The organism is Halobacillus sp. ABA4_118, assembly GCF_056160205.1.
The window spans coordinates 830313-847483 of the sequence record NZ_JBSWWS010000001.1 but is presented as its reverse complement, the minus strand read 5'-3'; the positions used below and the strand labels follow the sequence as shown (position 1 = coordinate 847483).

Annotated in this window: 13 protein-coding genes and 2 riboswitches; of the genes, 7 read left to right on the top strand and 6 right to left on the bottom strand. The window is 48.3% G+C overall.

What is annotated here, in order from left to right; translation table 11 throughout:
* Window positions 1–88: 88 nt before the first annotated feature.
* From ACXAGL_RS04220 to ACXAGL_RS04205, 4 genes are read right to left on the bottom strand one after another with little or no spacing between them, the layout of a single operon-like run.
* Complete coding sequence (locus ACXAGL_RS04220; RefSeq protein ID WP_474990047.1) at window positions 89–511, bottom strand: Zn-ribbon domain-containing OB-fold protein; 423 nt, start codon at window positions 509–511, stop codon at window positions 89–91.
* On the bottom strand, window positions 508–1668 hold the full coding sequence (locus tag ACXAGL_RS04215; RefSeq protein ID WP_474990045.1) for a thiolase family protein: 1161 nt from the start codon (window positions 1666–1668) through the stop codon (window positions 508–510). Before ACXAGL_RS04215 ends, ACXAGL_RS04220 begins: the two co-directional genes overlap by 4 nt.
* The gene (locus tag ACXAGL_RS04210) at window positions 1668–3611 is read right to left on the bottom strand and encodes an acetoacetate--CoA ligase (RefSeq protein ID WP_474990043.1); all 1944 of its coding nucleotides are present in this window, start codon (window positions 3609–3611) and stop codon (window positions 1668–1670) included. Before ACXAGL_RS04210 ends, ACXAGL_RS04215 begins: the two co-directional genes overlap by 1 nt.
* A gap of 20 nt (window positions 3612–3631) precedes the next feature.
* Window positions 3632–4786 (bottom strand): acetyl-CoA C-acyltransferase, encoded by a 1155-nt coding sequence (locus ACXAGL_RS04205; protein WP_474990041.1) that lies wholly within the window; start codon window positions 4784–4786, stop codon window positions 3632–3634.
* 71 nt (window positions 4787–4857) lie between these two features.
* A riboswitch (SAM riboswitch) is annotated at window positions 4858–4965 on the bottom strand.
* 68 nt (window positions 4966–5033) lie between these two features.
* Window positions 5034–5138: riboswitch (SAM riboswitch) on the bottom strand.
* Window positions 5139–5643: 505 nt separating this feature from the next.
* Here ACXAGL_RS04205 and ACXAGL_RS04200 point away from each other — a divergent pair.
* Genes ACXAGL_RS04200 through ACXAGL_RS04190 form a run of 3 tightly spaced genes read left to right on the top strand, consistent with a single transcriptional unit; the run spans window position 5644 to window position 9778 of the window.
* On the top strand, window positions 5644–6660 hold the full coding sequence (locus ACXAGL_RS04200) for an NAD-dependent epimerase/dehydratase family protein (protein WP_474990039.1): 1017 nt from the start codon (window positions 5644–5646) through the stop codon (window positions 6658–6660).
* Window positions 6660–7721: a dihydrodipicolinate synthase family protein gene (locus ACXAGL_RS04195; protein ID WP_474990037.1), complete on the top strand. Its 1062-nt coding sequence runs from the start codon at window positions 6660–6662 to the stop codon at window positions 7719–7721. Before ACXAGL_RS04200 ends, ACXAGL_RS04195 begins: the two co-directional genes overlap by 1 nt.
* On the top strand, window positions 7721–9778 hold the full coding sequence (locus tag ACXAGL_RS04190) for an alginate lyase family protein (protein ID WP_474990035.1): 2058 nt from the start codon (window positions 7721–7723) through the stop codon (window positions 9776–9778). Before ACXAGL_RS04195 ends, ACXAGL_RS04190 begins: the two co-directional genes overlap by 1 nt.
* Window positions 9779–9943: 165 nt before the next feature.
* Here the strand turns inward: ACXAGL_RS04190 and ACXAGL_RS04185 are convergent, their stop codons facing one another.
* Together ACXAGL_RS04185 and ACXAGL_RS04180 are read right to left on the bottom strand one after the other, a co-directional pair.
* A complete protein-coding gene (locus ACXAGL_RS04185; protein WP_474990033.1) occupies window positions 9944–10999 on the bottom strand; it encodes a response regulator transcription factor in 1056 nt (351 codons plus the stop codon).
* A 2-nt stretch (window positions 11000–11001) separates the two neighbouring features.
* Entirely contained in the window at window positions 11002–12831 is a 1830-nt protein-coding gene (locus ACXAGL_RS04180) for a cache domain-containing sensor histidine kinase (protein ID WP_474990031.1), read from the bottom strand.
* A gap of 148 nt (window positions 12832–12979) precedes the next feature.
* On the opposite strand from ACXAGL_RS04180, the gene ACXAGL_RS04175 reads away from it, so the two are divergent.
* The 4 genes from ACXAGL_RS04175 to ACXAGL_RS04160 are packed head-to-tail and all read left to right on the top strand — an operon-like array spanning window position 12980 to window position 17149.
* Window positions 12980–14314, top strand: coding sequence for an ABC transporter substrate-binding protein (locus ACXAGL_RS04175; protein ID WP_474990029.1), 1335 nt, complete (start codon window positions 12980–12982; stop codon window positions 14312–14314).
* 21 nt (window positions 14315–14335) lie between these two features.
* A complete protein-coding gene (locus ACXAGL_RS04170; RefSeq protein ID WP_474990027.1) occupies window positions 14336–15349 on the top strand; it encodes a carbohydrate ABC transporter permease in 1014 nt (337 codons plus the stop codon).
* A gap of 20 nt (window positions 15350–15369) precedes the next feature.
* Complete coding sequence (locus ACXAGL_RS04165; protein ID WP_027954870.1) at window positions 15370–16197, top strand: carbohydrate ABC transporter permease; 828 nt, start codon at window positions 15370–15372, stop codon at window positions 16195–16197.
* Window positions 16198–16234: 37 nt separating this feature from the next.
* A complete protein-coding gene (locus ACXAGL_RS04160; protein WP_474990025.1) occupies window positions 16235–17149 on the top strand; it encodes a hypothetical protein in 915 nt (304 codons plus the stop codon).
* The last annotated feature ends 22 nt before the right edge of the window (window positions 17150–17171 follow it).

Here is a 17171-nt window from a genome sequence, read left to right as displayed (position 1 = left end):
TGTTCTCCTTTCTTCGTCGTGTAGAAATTCTTCCATAGGATTAATCCCAGCAGCCAGAATAGGGCTACTGCAATGAAGTACGTAAGGATCATGTGGTTTCCTCCTGTTTTTTAAAGAATGGCAAGGGGTGCGGACCGACGTCAGTGATGTCGATTTCGACGTTCAGGTTATGAGTTAAGGCGTTTTCTTCTACCAGGACGTGCGTTAATAAGGAAGGTCCTTCTTCAAGGGCGACGACGCCGACGACATAAGGCGTATGGGCCTGCCAGGCGGGATGTCCCGCACGATGGATGACGCTCCAAGTTTTCAACTTCCCTCGTCCGGATGCTTGTTTCCATGTTAACGAATCATGAAAACAGTGGGGACAGTGCGCGCGGGGATAGAAGACCCACTGCTCACACTTGTCACACTGCTGAAGGCTGAGATGTCCGGCCTGGATGCTCTCCCAAAAAGGCTGGCTGATGGGGGTGATCGTTGGACCGGGCAGTGAAATGTTTGGCTGCTGGCTCATTGTTCTCCTCCTAACACAAGCGCCGTCGTTTCGCTTAACGTGGCGCCGTTTCCTGTCACAAGGGCCTGTGCGGCATCCGGGATTTGACGGTTCCCGGCTTCGCCTCGCAATTGATGGACGGCTTCTACGACATGGGACATGCCACCGGCCAGGTCGGCCTGGCCGAAGCCCAGCTGGCCGCCGTGGGTGTTTAATGGATAATCCCCGTCATGTCCGAAGGTGTGGTTTTTGACGAACTCTCCGAACTCCCCGGGCTTACACAATCCTGCACTTTCCAGGGTGATGGCGACGACGCTCGTATAACAGTCATACAGGGAGAAAAGGTCGATCTCTTCCACGTTTGTCCCGGCATGTTCCAGTGCTCTTGGAATCGAAGCGTTGAACGGCAGGGCGTCCAGGGATGGTGCCTGGCTGACCGCGCGGTGGGTGATTTTTTCCCCCGCTCCTTTTAAGTAGACCGGTTTATGCTTCCCGTTCGCTGCTTTCTCCGGAGAAGTGACCACAACGGCTGCGCCCCCGGCCACCGGCATGACGATTTCCAGCATATGAAGCGGATCGGAAATCATCGGAGAGGCGAGAATATCTTCAAGGTCAAGCGGCTTATTATAAAAAATGGCATCCGGGTTCAGCTGGGCATTTTTTCTGTGCCACCAAGCGATTCTTGCAAAGTCTTCCTGAGTGGAGCCGTATTCTTCCATATGCTGACGTTTCAGCAGGGCATAGGACGTATTCGCTCCGGAAGCCCCAAAAGGTACATCAAATTCGCGGATCGGATTGCGGTTGGGGGAGCGTAGCGTTTCCCCTCGTTCATTTTTGTTCGCCAAAACACAGACGACGGTTTCACACATGCCTGCCTGGATGGCGGCGGCTGCTCTCCAGATCATCCCCGGCCCGGTCGCTCCGCCGAGATCGACGGTGTTGGACATCGTGGGATCGATTCCTAAGTATTCGGAAACCGTCGCCGGCACATGCTGCGGCGTCTCCCCGACTTGAGGTCCGACGAGGAGGCCGTCGATGTCATCCTTGGAAAGGCCGGCATCCTGGACGGCGAGGCGGACGGATTCTGCGATCAAGCTTAAGGTGGTTTTTCCTTCTGAATAACGGACGGGCTTCAATTCACCGATGCCGGTGATCGCCCCTTTGATGGCGGTGGTCATTACACGAACGTCCTTTCTGAGAGCTTGCGGAACGCCTGCAGACTGGATGGGTTGCGCAGAGAAGCTTCATTCTTCACTTCTTCTCCCAAAGCGGCTGTTTTCGCTGCTCCTTCGACTCTTTTTCCATTGATGGTATGGGGGATTTCCTCGACTTGATAAATCCGCTTCGGTACATGGCGTGGAGAAGCCTTCTTCCTGATCTGTCCGCGGATGTCTTTCGCTAAGTCTTCCGTCAGCTGCTCGGTCACGATGCAGAGGACGATTTCTTCATCATGATCCTTCGGTAATCCGAATACGACGCTGTCTTGAATGTCCTTGATATGATCCACGACCCCGTAGATTTCTGCCGTCCCGATCCGGACGCCGCCGGGATTCAAGGTCGTATCCGCCCGTCCGTAAATGATGAAGGACTGATCGATGGTTTGTTCAGCTAAGTCCCCGTGTGTCCAAATTCCCGGCCGCTTGGAGAAGTAGCTCTTCCTGTAGCGTTCTTCGCCGCCTTCACCGAAGAAGGTGAGCGGCATACTTGGGAATGGTTTCGTACACACAAGGTCGCCTTTTTCTTCGTAAACCGATGCGCCGCGCTCATCCAAGACATCCACGGCCATCCCTAACGCTTTGCAGGCGATTTCTCCCTGCTTCAGAGGGTGGACCGGAGAGCCCATCACGAAACAGCCGATGATTTCCGTTCCGCCGGAAATGGAAGCGAGGAACAGATCCTCTTTGATGGTTTGATAGATCCAGGTGTACTGCTCGGGTGCCAGGGGAGCTCCGCACGACTGCACACTTTTCAAGGAGTGAAGAGAATGACTGCTTTTCAAATCAACTTCTTCTTTCATCAGTGTGTCTAAATATTTCGGGCTTGTGCCGAAATGGGTGATGCCGGCTTCATCCGCAATGTCCCATAAATGGGTGAGGGAATCCTTTCTTACGGGAGAGCCGTCATACAACAGGATGGCCGCTTCACTGGCGAGTCCGGAAACGAGCCACGGATACATCATCCAGGCGGTGTTGGTGTACCAGAACAACACATCATCCTGCTGGACATCACAGTGGAGCTGGTGTTCCTTCACATGCTGCAGGAGGGTGCCTCCGACAGAATGGACGATCGCTTTCGGAAGCCCCGTCGTTCCGGATGTATATAAAATATACAGGGGATGATTAAAGGGAACGGGTTGGAACGCAGGCTCTTCGGCTTCATTGCGGCAAAGCTCGCTCCAGGATAGAGTCGGGATGTCTTCAATCGACGTTTCTCCTCCGACCGTGACGACCGCGGATAGTCCTTCCAAGTGCTCGGTCGTCTGTTTGATTTTATCTTCGATATCGAAGGGCTTCTGCTTATATTGATAGGAGAGTGCCGCGATCAATACTTTCGGTTTCACCTGACCAATGCGGTCGACGATTCCTTTTGTTCCGAAGTCCGGGGAGCAGGATGTCCAGGTGGCGCCTAATGATGTCGTGGCAAGCAGAGCGACGAGTCCCTGGATATCGTTCGTCGTGATGCCGGCGACACAGTCACCTTCCTGGACCCCCAATTGTTTGAACCCTTCCTGGGCTTTGGCCACGGATTGTTTCAGTTCCTGCAGCGTGATGCTTCGGGCGAGGCCTTCCTCATTCGCTTCATAGGCCGCGATCCGGTCAAGCGACCCGCGCAGCAGGTTTTCAGCGAAATTCAAGCGGGCGTCCGGAAACCATGCACTATCCGGCATCGAAGGACCGGGAACAAACACACGGTCTCCCTTTTCTCCAATGATCCCTGCGTAATCCCATACGGCTGACCAAAACTCGGAAAGGTGGGAAACGGACCAGCGGTGGAACCGTTCATAAGGGAAGAGCGCCTGATTGGTATAGTCAGCAAAAGCTTTGATATGCGACTGTTCGATTCGTTCGTTTGATGGTTCCCATAGGTAAGGGGAACGCTGAGCTGTAATGGGTGTATTCATGGGACTTGTCTCCTTTCGAATTATGAATGGGGAACGTCGATCAACAGGGCCATCCCCTGGCCGCCACCGCCGCAGAGGGAAGCGATGCCTTTGCCTCCGCCGCGTCGTTTCAGTTCATGGGCAAGCGTCAGAACGAGCCGGAAGCCTGTCCCGCCTAAAGGATGGCCGAGAGCGATCGCGCCGCCGTTCACATTGACGCGGTCATAATCAATTCCGAGCTCCCGGCAGCTGGCAATCACGACACTGGCAAAGGCTTCATTGATTTCAAACAAATCGATATCGTCCGTGGTCAACTGGTGTTTGTCTAACAGCTTCTGAATGGCCTGTGATGGCTTCGTTTGTAAACTCGGATCCGGCCCGGCAATCTCTGACCAGTCGATGATTTCCGCCAACGGCTGTTGGCCGAGGGCTTCCGCTTTTTCCTTCGTGGTAACGATCCCAACGCTCGCGCCGTCCGTCATTTGAGAGGCATTGCCTGCGGTGATCGTGCCTTCGCTGGAAAAGGCGGGAGGTAGATTCGATAATTTTTCGGCTGTCGTCCCTTTACGGATGCCTTCATCTTCTGCGAGTCGTTCAGTAAAAGGACTTATTTCCGGCTCCAGCCAGCCATTTTCCTGAGCGTCCGCTGCCCGCTGCTGGGAAAGGGCGGCGTATTCATCCTGTTCCTCCCGGCTGATCTCGAAGGAGTGGTTCTTCTCATCGGTCAGTGCTCCCATCGACACATCGCACAAGGCGCACCACAACCCGTCGTTCAGTAAGGTGTCCTTCAGCGTGCTGTGACCAAGTCCGGAAGAAGCCCGGACAGGAGCGGTATGAGGAGCATTCGTCATCGAGTCGAATCCGCCGACAATGTACAGCTCTCCTTCCTTCAATTGCAGCCTGCGAGAGGCGTCGGTAACTGTAGCGATGCCTCCCAAACAGACATTGTTCAGTGTGATAGCGGGCGTACCGATATCCACCCCCGCTTGATAAGCGGCCTGTCTCGCAGGATTTTGGCCGCCTCCCGCCTGAATCACCTGGGCGAGCAGCACACCATCGGCTTGTTTCGCGGCCGGGTTTCTCTCTAATAGAGCGCTCAGCGCATGAGACCCAAGTTCTGCTGCGGATTTCTTTTTCAAAGCCCCTTTCCATTTACCGAAGGGGGTGCGGATGCCGTCTAGAAGTACTGTCGTCATATATGGAACAACTCCTGTTTTTATAATAGTAAGAGCCCTCTTCACAAAAATAAGAAGAGGGCTCTCGGCTCTTCTTATCTTCCAGGATCATCTCCTGCAGGAATTAGCACCTTTTCAAGCGTCTGCTTGCTGGTTGCCGGGCGTCAATGGGCCAGTCCCTCTGCCTCTCTGGATAAGAAATCGGTATTCAATTGGAAACATATAAAACCTCTCTATCAAAGATAGAGAGGTTAGAGATTGTAAGCATCTCTTATCTTCCTGAGCATTCACTCAGTAGGATTTGGCACCTTGCTATCAATATAGCGGTTGCCGGGTTTCACAGGGCCAGTCCCTCCACCTCTCTGGATAAGATGTTCTTCCTTTATTTGGTTAAGTGCCATGTTAGCAGGGCAAAGGATAAGTGTCAATGGATTTGATAGAAAAGTGAGAAAATTAATTTTATTTGGTGTCCTTTTTGGGTAAGGGATTAACCAATTTACGAGGCACTTTTTAGAGTTTTTCAGAATAATCCATAGAAAAACACTACCAAGCCATGACTGACAAGTTGGTGGTGTTTTACCTGTTCTTAGTTAATGATTTGTCTTTGCATTGTATTGTTGCATAGCTCCAGAATTTCATTCCCCACATTTTCACTAAATGGACTCTCCTTTCCCTCGGGAGTACGCAAATGCTCATTCGTCCGACGCTCTGTCTGGTTCATATAATCTCATCGAGGTAAGCGAACGAATTCCTTTGGTTTAGGACGCCCCAGGGCTTCTTCATTGAATAAAAAGGGACATATTTAAGTCGTTGTTTTAACACATGCAGTTATCTAAACTTTCTTATAAGAGGAGTAATTATTATGAGGAGGTTTCAATGTGGAAACGATAGAAGAACTCGAGTCAGTCATGTGTACACCATCAGAGGCGTTAGTGGACGATATAACGAAAATCGATGGAGACATCTTGATTTTAGGGGTAGGCGGAAAAATGGGACCGACGTTAGCGAAACTTGCTAAAAATGCAATGGACCAGGCCCAAGTGCAGAAAAAGGTGATAGGAGTTTCCAGGTTTTCTAATGAAACATTGCGAGCAGAGCTGCATGAACATGGGATTGAGACCATCGCTGCGGATTTATTGAATGAGGAAGAACTTCAGGCCTTACCTGAGATGGATAATGTCCTATACATGGCAGGGAACAAATTCGGAACGGCTGGGAATGAGCATTTCACGTGGGCGATGAATGCTTATTTACCTGGGAGAGTGGCGGAGAAGTTCAAGAATTCCAGGATCGTGTCTTTTTCTACGGGGAATGTGTACCCTCAGACTTCGGTCGGTCATAGTGGGGCGTCGGAGGAGCATGCCACGGGTCCGGTCGGTGAGTATGGCCAGTCCGCTCTGGGACGGGAGCGTGTTTTCACTCATTTTTCTCATAAATATAGAACACCTTTGTTACACCTGCGTCTGAATTATGCCATTGATCTGCGTTACGGTGTTTTATTGGAAGTCGCAAAGGCGGTGAATGAAGGCACTCCAATCGATTTGAATATGGGCCATGTGAATGTCATTTGGCAGGGGGATGCGAACGAGGCAGCTATTCGTTCCCTTTTACATTGTGATTCTCCTCCCGTCACCTTGAATCTTACGGGGCCGGAGACACTATCTGTCCGATGGCTCGCAGAGAGGCTTGGTGAGAAGCTCCACAGACAGCCGGTTTTTGTTGGAGAGGAGCAGGAAACGGCCCTGTTGAGCAATGCTTCTCGAGCTCATGAAGTATTCGGTTACCCGAACATCGGCATCCGTCAAATGCTGGATTGGACAGCAGATTGGGTGAAAGGTCAGGGGCAGGTGCTGGATAAACCGACTCACTTTCAAGAACGAAAGGGGCGATACTAATGGAGCAGACCTTATCATCCTCCATTCGTGCGTTGCTGCATGAAGGGACGGTCATACCGGCCCACCCGCTTGCTTTGCGCAAGGATCGTACGCTGGACGAAGAAAGACAGCGGGCTTTGACGAATTACTACATCTCATGCGGAGCCGGTGGCGTCGCGGTCGGTGTTCATACGACTCAATTCGAAATCAGGGACGAAGGCATTGATTTGTACGAAACGGTGCTGCGGTTGGCTGTTGAAGAAATCGACCAAGCAAATTTGTCCCGCCCGTTCATTAAAGTGGCCGGCGTCGTAGGAGAGGTGGAACAAGCGCGGGAGGAAGCGGAAACAGCCAAAGATTTGGGGTATGACCTTGCGCTTGTAAGCATGGGGGGACTTTCCCATTTAAATGAAGAAGAGCATTTAGAAAGAGTCAAGGCCGTGGCAGAAATCATGCCGGTCTTCGGTTTTTACCTGCAGCCCGCCGTCGGTGGACGTGTCTTCTCTTATCAATTCTGGTGTGCTTTTGCCGATATTCCGGGCGTGTGTGCCATTAAACTTGCTCCCTTTGACCGATATCAAACCATTGATGTAGTGAGGGCTGTGTGCCATTCGAAAAGAAGGGATGACATCGCTTTGTACACCGGGAATGATGACCATATTGTGGATGATCTTCTGACGACTTTTCGATTTCCAGTCGATGGAAAAGTGGTAGCAAAATCGATTGTCGGCGGGCTGCTTGGGCAGTGGGCGGTGTGGACCTCTAAAGCGGTCACGCTGCTTGAGCAAGCAAAAGAAGCGAAACAGAACGGGCTCATTCCTGCTGAGTTGTTAACGACAGGTGTGGAATTGACGGATGCGAATGCAGCTATTTTTGATGCGGCGAATGGATTCAAAGGAAGTATTGCCGGGATCAATGAAATATTGAGGCGCCAAGGCTTATTGCGGGAACGCCTTTGTCTGATGGAACACGAGCGGCTCAGTCCGGGTCAGGAAAAAGAAATCGACCGCATTCATGAAAACTATCCACATTTACATGATGATGCATTTGTAAGACATCACATTCAATCAGGGGTTTTATAATGCCGACAGATGAAAAACGAAACCATTCATCCACAGATGTACGACAATTTTTTTATTCGCATGAAGACCGCAATGAAATCAGGGATCTGACTCTCCGATACTGGAAAGGAGAAGCAGATGAAGTGATCGAACGGGCTCGTCTTGCGGGTGAAAACACGTTTGTATTTACTCACCGTTGGGACATGGAGCGCTGTGAAACCCCGGTCACTTTCCCGAATGAAATCGATTGGACGTTCCAGTTTCAGGATGATTTTGAGTGGACGGTGAACTTGAACCGCGCGCGCTTCATGGCAGAACTCGGGCAGGCCTACTGGTTAACCGGAGAGGAGGGCTTTGCGAGTCATTACATCCGGCTGATGAAAGACTGGATCCGTCAGAACCCATTGACAGAAGAAGAAATACTCGAAAGCCGGTCCCGTCATTATAATGTCAAGGATACGTGGAGGAAGCTCGATAGCGGCATCCGGAGCTGTAACTGGATCAAAGGGTATTTCTGCGTCAGGGAGTCCGAGGAGTGGGGAGGAGCGGAAGAAAAGCTGTTTGAGGAGGCGCTTGCTCTTCATGGGAAATATTTGAGTATCGCCTATACCGCTCATGATCGACAGAGCAACTGGGGATTTTTAGAGACGAATGGCTTGTTTCATATTGCTTTGTTATTTCCCCAGCTAGAAGGTTCAGATCAATGGATGCAGCTGGCTTTGGAGAGAATGGCTGCGATGTGCCATCTTCAAGTTTTTGAAGATGGGATGCACAATGAACAAAGTCCGATGTATCATCATGAAGTCCTGCACTGTTTATTTGAAACGGTCCTGTTGGCCGGAAAGAATCGACAGTCGATTCCGGACATTATGGAGGATACGTTGAACCGCATGTTCACGGCTTCGCTTTCTTTTGTGAAGCCGAGTGGTTATCAGCCGATGACGAGTGACAGTGATCATACGGATATCCGGGATGTATTGAGCCGCGGTTCCCTGTTGTATGAAAGGACGGATTTAAAGCATCAGGGGTATGATGTCCTGGATTATGAAGGCATTTGGTATTACGGGAAAAACGGCTTTGATGTGTATGAGGGACTGGAAGCAGCTGAACCCGATTTCCAGTCGACCCATCTGGAGCAAAGTGGATACAGTATCATGCGGAGCGGATGGTCTCCTGATCATCATTACCTCCTTTTTGATGGGGGTCATATGGACATTATCAGAGCCCACGGCCACGATGATTTTCTCCATTTCGATTTAATTGTTCATGGATCGGATATGATCATAGATCCAGGGCGGTACACGTACAAGGAGGACGAATACCGGCAGTATTTCAAGGAGTCTTTCCAGCACAACACGTGCAGTGTGGATGGACGTTCGATTTCCACTTATCTTGGTTCATGGCACTGGGAAGATGTCGCCCAGCCTGTGGACAGCTTTTGGAGAGGGAATAAGGAATTCGATTACGTCCAGAGTGGTCACAATGGATATTTGAGGCTCGAAGACCCTGTTCAGGTCAAGCGTCAGCTGCTGTTCGTCAAACCTCATTATTGGGTGCTGGTCGATACGTTCAAGTCCAGGGATGTTCATGAATTTGCCCAGCACTTCCATTTCGCTGAACATACCACCCTTCACTATGACTCTTCCAAACGTAAGGTTCATATCCATGGGGGAGAAGGAGGGCATTTGGACATGACCTATCTTCAGAATGTCTCGATGACTCAAGAAGACTGCTGGATTTCCAGAGACTACAACCAAAAATCGAAGTCTATGAAAATGGTGACTCGACAGAAAGGGAGCGGACAGACGACGTTCGCAGCCATCCTGAACCCTTATCGTGATGAGGAAAACCCAGACATGGAGATCCATGAATTGGACGTTTATAACACTCGTTCAGAGAAGATGTCCAAGGATGAGGTGACAGCCTTTGAAGTGAAAAGGGGAGAAGAAAGCGAGGTCCTGTTATTCTCCCATGATGGGCCGAAGAGCTTTCAATTTGCCGGTACACAAATGACCGGGGAGGTGCTCTTGGTTAAGCGCAGTAGTGATGCCGAAGATCCATTTATCGTTAAAGTCTAGGAACCTTCTTTCCCTTACGTTGTATTAAAAAGGAATCCTTTCGCCTCCTGCAGGGTTTCGTGTAAACTTTCAGGAACTTGCAGATCATCTACACCTTTACCGCAGGAGGCGCTTCATTACCGGACTGCTTGAGGGGGAGCTGTACGGTTTGAAAAGCTTGGATTTTCAACTGATTCCTTTTCTTTTTCTGTATTGCGTAGGTGTCATTCCCAACTGTTTTTTGAAAGTCTTCGTGAAGTGAGGGTAGTCGCTATAACCTAGATTTTCAGCGATTTCATAGGTTTTATATAAAGGATTATTGAGTAGTTCTTTTGCTTTCTCTATTTTTAAATTCGTCAGGTACTGCTTGAAGCTCACACCGACTTCTGATTTGAATTCCATACTGAAATACGAGGAAGACATATGGATCGTATCCGCCACTTCACTTAACGTGAGGTTCTTTTCTGTGAAATTCGCTTCAATATATCGAACAGCCGTCCGAATGCTGTTTCGATGGCCGATGTTCCGGAAGGATTTGATTTCCTCGAGAACAGCGTGGCACAAACGATTCAGTTCGGCCGTCATTTCTATCCTCTCCTGTGAAAAATCGACATCAATGAACAACGGATGAGAATGAAAAGGTGAATGATGAGCCTCCAGCTCCCCCTGTAAATACACCGTTAAATCTGAGTACATCCCCCGCATCATATCCGGATGAACCTGTAAGTGACTCAACTTCTCTGATAGCTCCTCTGTTGTCTGGAAGACTTGCTCCTCCTCCAGCAACCAAAGGTGTTCACCAAGACTTTCTGCGTACGATTTGATCATAAGCAAGCATTCGCTTCGCTGTTTGGAAGATGTGTGATCATGTTCCAGCTGCCGGTAAACCTTCTTTAATGAAGATAAAAACTGATCCGGCTTGATCGGTTTAAGCAGGAAATCGACCACCCCATACCGAATTGCTGTCTGGGCATATTCGAATTCGTCATATCCGGAGATGATGATGAATTTCGTATGCGGGTTTCTTTCCTTCACCTCTTTGATAAAATTCAACCCATTCATCTTCGGCATACGAATATCCGTAATAACCAGGTCTGGAGTGGTTTCTTTCTGCAAGTGCAGCGCTTCGCACCCATCCTTCGCTTCTCCTGCGATTTCAAATCCTGTGTCATTCGCACGGATCAACGCAGCGATGCTTCTTTTAATCAACTTCTCATCATCTACAGTAATCGCTTGATACATGGTCAGGCCTCCTTCTTCGTTTCATGAGTCAGATAGGGCAGGGTGATGACGATAACCGTTCCTTTCTCATTGGATCGCTCAATAGTTAAACCATACGGTTGTCCAAACGTCGCGTGCAGACGTCTGTGGACATTGTTCATACCGATTCTCTTCGTCGTTTTCTTCTCATCCGAGGTTTCATTGGTAAGGAAAGCCTGATTGTAGGTGTCTTTCGTTGACCGGTCCATGCCACTCCCATGATCTACAATATACACGGAGTACCCGTGGTCATTTCTTTTCCCGTAAATGCCGATGAAAGAGGGAGCGGATCCGTGATCTTCATACCCATGGATGAAAGCATTCTCCACAATTGGCTGTAAAGTGATGCGTGCAGCCAGGACCTCCTTCATGTCCTCCTCTTTGAAATCATACACGACGTTTAAGTCTTCGAAGCGCTCTTGTTGAATATCAAGATACGACTGAATCTGCTGGATTTCCTCCTTCAGGGTGACGACTTTCTTGGAATTGCTGACATTATATCTGAACATGTCTGCTAAAGAGGTCGTCATCCGACTGATCATCCACTGATTTTCAATAATGGCATGGGAGTTGATAAGTTCAAGTGTGTTGTAAAGAAAGTGCGGGTTGATCTGTGATTGCATCGCTCTCAGCTCCGATTCCCTGTTTTTGATTTCCAGTTCCTTTTCCTTCAACTTCGAGTGGTGGATCTCTTCAATCAGTCGATTAAGCTCGTCTGTCATGTTGTAAAAGCTGTCATACAGGTCACTGACTTCGTCATTCCGATAAAAACGGAGAGGTTTGATTTTACTGAATTTCAACCGCCCGGATTGCGCTTTTTTCATAAGCTTCTGCAGGTTGATCAATGAATAGGTCAAAGAGAAGGAGAAGCCTCCGACAAACAGTAAGGCTACACCGATGAGCGCAAGGCCGATCCATATGGTAAGGTTCCTGAAACTCATCAAATTGGTCATGACAGCCTGCATCGGGACATTGGCAATCATCGTCCAGTTGGACTGATCGGATCGATCCATGACCATGAGGGTCCGTTTGTCTTCGATTTGGTTGATCAGGAAATTCTGGCTTTCCGTCTGGTTCTCTTCATAATCAAAGGTTTGGTTAAGTTCTGTCTGATCAGGATGGAATATGATTTTATGATTTTCATTGACGATCCAGACACGGTTGAAGTGGCTTTCGGTGACTTCATTGATAATGTTATCGATTTGATTGAGGCGCAGATTGATGATGAGTAAACCGGAAGTGTCGAAGGTTTGAACATCGTACACTTTGCGGACGACGGTTAATACAGGTGTATCATGGATGAAGTCGATATTCATGATCTGATAAGCGTCCAACTGTTCGGTTTGTTCCAGAAGTTCCTGATTTCTATTTTGGATCCGGTCCATATTCAGGAAGTGATTGACTTGGCTGTAATTGTTGATCTGCATTCCGAATTTGTTGATGAGGGAAATACCAAAAATATCCGACCTTCCTTCTAAAATACTGGAAAAGGCCTCTTCTTTAATATCCTTATCCAATGTAAACCGTTCATAACGGCTGGTGGATCCGGGGGATAACTCCAAGTATCTTTGAATCGGTGACATCGAAACGATCGGTGCGGTGGACTGTTCTAAGTCATTCAAGTAAAAGTCCAGGTATTCATTCGTTTGAGCCAGAAGGTGCTGGCTGTTTTGGACGGCGTTATTTTCAATCGTTTTCGTTGATTTTCCATACCAGAAGAAACCGAGGATCAAGAGGGGAATACATACAAACACAAGAATGATCATAAAAAGCTTCGTGTGAATCGAGTTCTTTTTCAACAGTGAAAAATTCATGCTTCACCCCCCTCCTGATTAATATTCTGAATATTTATAATTTTATTGAAAAAAACACAAACTTTCAAATGGAATGACATTTTTATTTTTTATCAACCGCTTTAGAATAGTGTATGTAAGCGATAACAAACGTGAAGGGGGAAACAAGATGGCAGGCAAGTGGTTGAAGATTTCTGTCCTTATTATGGCTTTTGTGTTCATTCTAACAGGATGCTCGAATGAATCAGGTGGTGAAGCCGGTGCGAGTTCTGATCAAACGGAAATCACCTTAGGATTTTATTCCTCAGGCAGTGCGGATGAGAAAATGAATGAACTAATCGAGAAGTTTGAGGAGGAACACCCGGACATCAAGGTCAACACGCAGAATGCTCCGTATCAACAGTTCTTTCAAAAGCTGGATACTCAAATCGCAGGAGGAACCGCACCTGATGTCTGGTTGTCCGACGGGGTGTTTGTACAGAAATATGCAGAACGTGGAGCAGCGAAGGACCTGACGGAGTGGATCAATGAAGATTTAAACAAAGATGAATACTATGGTTTGGATTTCAATAAAGACGCAGATGGAAAGTATTGGGGCGTTCCTCAAGGAATACAGATCGGTGCCCTCTTCTACAACAAAGACATGTTCGATCAAGCGGATGTTGATTATCCAGACGAAAACTGGACGTGGGAAGACCTGAAAGAAGCCGGTGCCAAGTTGACGATGGATACTGCGGGTAAAAAAGCAGACGATGCTTCGTTCAAACCGGATAGTGTGAAGCAGTATGGTTTAACGTTCTTCAATATTACAGAAGGCTGGATGCCTGTGATGAAGTCTTATGGTGGAGGCGTACTCGGGGAAGATTTACGAAACTCGATCGTTGATTCGGAAGAAAACAAGGAAGCGGTCAACTATATCGTCGATGGAATGGAACGTGGAATTTTCACAGACCCTTCCGACCTTCAAGCCTTTCAAAGTCCGATGTCTCCATTCCCTAGTGAAACAGCAGCGATGCGGATCGGGATTTATGCAAGGACGCTCGCCGCTAATGAAACAGGTGTGAATTATGATGTAACGGTTCTTCCGAAGGGTCCCGATGGAGAGAGGTTCTCACCGACCATCGCTAACTCATGGGTCATCAGTAACAGTGCGTCCGATGAAAAAGCGAAAGCGGCATGGGAATGGGTGAAGTATTGGGTCCAGGAAGACGAAGTGCAAAAAGAATGGGCGGCTTTAGGGGAAGCGGTGCCTGTGAAGAAATCTGTCGCGAACTCTGACCTGTTCTTAGGATCCGGGGACAAACCAGCCAATAAGCAGGCATTCCTGGACAGCTTTGAGCATGCGGGTACGTTGGACGTCAACGCGGTTTGGTCGGAATGGGTGAAGAAGTTTGGTGACAATATCAACCGAGCCTTTCTTAATGAAACGAGTGTAGAGGAAGCGCTGGAAAACGCAGACGAGGAAGTGCAGAAAGTATTGGATGAATTTTACGAAAACCAATAGTGAAGAAAGTGTGTGGCTGATATGAGCGATAACTTAAAACCGAAGGATGAACTCCCCGAGCAGCAAGGGGAGAAAAAACAAAAGAAATCCAAGTTAACATTAGCCAAGCAGAAGAAACCTAAATCACCGAAGAAGAAGTGGTTGTCGGATGAGGGGAAATGGGGGCTTTTCATGATTTCCCCCTACCTCATTCAGTTCATCGTCTTTATTGCCTTTACGTTAATTGCATCGTTATACTTCAGTTTTTCCAGGTACGATATGCTGAACGCTCCGCAATGGATCGGACTTGATAATTATGACAAATTAATCAACGATCCGGTTTTCTGGAAGTCGTTATGGAACACCTTTTACTTTACCGTCCTGTTTGTTCCGACACAGACGATCCTCGCTTTGATTTTAGCTGCGGCTTTGAATCAAAGTCTGAAAGGATTGAAGCTTTACAGGATGGCTCACTTCATTCCTGTCATTTCTTCCTGGACGGTCGTGTTGTATGTGGCGGATGCCATCTTCAACCCCCGTTTTGGATTGGCCAATGACTTGTTATTGAAACTGGGAATGGAGCCGCAGCAATGGTTGAACGATGAAGCCCTTGTCATTCCGGTGTTGGTCGCCGTCGCTGTTTGGAAAGGCATCGGCTATATGATGATTATTTTCCTGGCCGGGCTGCAGAATGTTCCGGAAGATCTTTACGAAGCAGCAGATATCGAAGGGGCAGGCGTACTGCAGAAGTTCAGGCATGTAACGGTCCCCTTGATTTCTGGTACGACGTTCCTCGTTCTTGTCCTGAGTACCATCACGACTTTCCAAGCGTTTGAACAAATCTATGTCATGACAGGGAACTCCGGAGACATTACGGCAGCAGGTGGTCCGAATAATGCAAGTATGGTACTTATGCTTTATTTGTTCCAGCAAGGGTTCGCCTTCTTGAAGATGGGTTATGCCTCGGCCATTGCCTGGGTGCTGTTCCTGATCTTATTCGCCATTACGCTCGTTCAAGTGAAACTGCAGAACAAGTGGGTGCACTATGAGAAATAGAGGATCTAGAGGTGTTATCTATGAAGAATCCCAATAGGAAAAGGAAGATTATCAGTTATCTAATCATTACGTTCAGTGCGCTGATCATGCTGACGCCTTTTGTGGCAGCGGCCTTGAACTCTTTAAAATCCTACACGCAATATACAGCGATACCGGTTGAATGGATTCCCAATCCTTTTAAATGGGAGAACTATATAGAAGTCTGGCGAATGACGGACTTCGCTCAATACGGGTGGAACAGTCTGGTTGTGACGTTGTTGTCTGTCCTTGGTGCATTATTCTCCTGTTCCATGGTGGCGTATGCGTTTGCCCGTCTGGAATTTCCTTTTAAAAATTCTTTGTTCGTCATGGTGCTCGGCACCTTGATGATCCCGCCGGTGGTTATGATTATCCCGCAATTTATCATCTTTAGGAATATGGGTTTCTTAGACACGCTCGTTCCCTTATGGATTTTGGAATGGCTGGCTCAGCCGTTCGGGGTTTTCCTGATGAGGCAGGCGTTCCTATCGATTCCTAAGAGTTATGAGGAGGCAGCGAAGTTGGATGGATGTTCTCCGTTCCAAACTTACTGGAGGATCTTCCTGCCGATGTGTAAGCCACAGTTAGCGACACTGACGATTTTCACCTTCATGACCAAATGGAACGAAATCATGGCCCCTGTGATTTACCTATCTTCAGAAGAGAAGTTCACGCTGCCGATCGGAGTGCTGTCGATGTCCGGCGCCTGGTTCGGTAAGGAGCAGTACTTGGTGGCCGCGGCATTGATGACATTGATCCCTATCCTGATCGTCTTCTTGTTTACGGAAAAGTTCTTTGTCCGCGGGGCCAGTTCATCAGGTCTGAAATAAAAGCTTGGCGATTCCTGTTCATAGGATGTGACTTCATATGAAAAAAAGTGTGTTGTTTGTCGGACAAAAAGAGATTTGGAATAAAGTAGAGCGAGTAGGCGAAGAATTTCCTCTCCTTTCATTGACCCCTCTTTTGAAAGAGTCAGATAAAGATCCAAGTTTGGAGAGTCTCTCTTTATCCACCTTTGATGCTGTTCTGACCCCCATGTTTGAAAGTGAGAACCTGAAGAGGAAGTACCCTGGAATAACGTTCCATGAATTGACTTGCTCTCCAATCGCCCTGAATGCTGCCTTGACCAAGTGTCTGTTCAGTCAAAGCCGGGATTCAGAAGGGAAGTGGAGCGTTGACTATAGGAGTAAAGAAGAAATCCGTATGCAGGTTATGGAGGAAAACCTCCCGCTTGAGAACCTGGAAATCTTTGAACACAGGAAAGAGATGAAGGTGAACGATATCCTCACCCATCATAAGCGTGGTTTGGAAAATCAACATATCACAAGTATCATCACCACTCATCCTCGCGTCTTCCAAGCTTTTCAGACGATGGGGGAGGAAACCCATCTGATCACGCCCACCCACTCCTGCATCCGGAGAGAAATACAAAAACTTGTCGACCGATGGAGTTGCCTGGAGCATTCGTTTCCTTACAGACTGGAAGGTCAAAAGTCACTGAAACACATGAAAAATACAGGCATCAGTGGAGCGACCATCTATCGTCTGATCGGGTTATGCCGTACATTAGACCGGGATAAAATGACAGCTGCGGAATTAGCGAAGGGGTTTTCCATCACCTTGAGAAGTGCACGCCGGATTCTTACGACACTGGAAACCCACAGTCTCGCCAAAATCATCGGAGAAGAGCAGTCCGGAGGAAGAGGGCGTCCGAGATATATCTATCAAGTGGATTTATCTTCGTTTGAAGAAGGACTGACTTCCCTGTCTGCCCTGGGCTGAATGGATTGTTAATGAAAGGAAG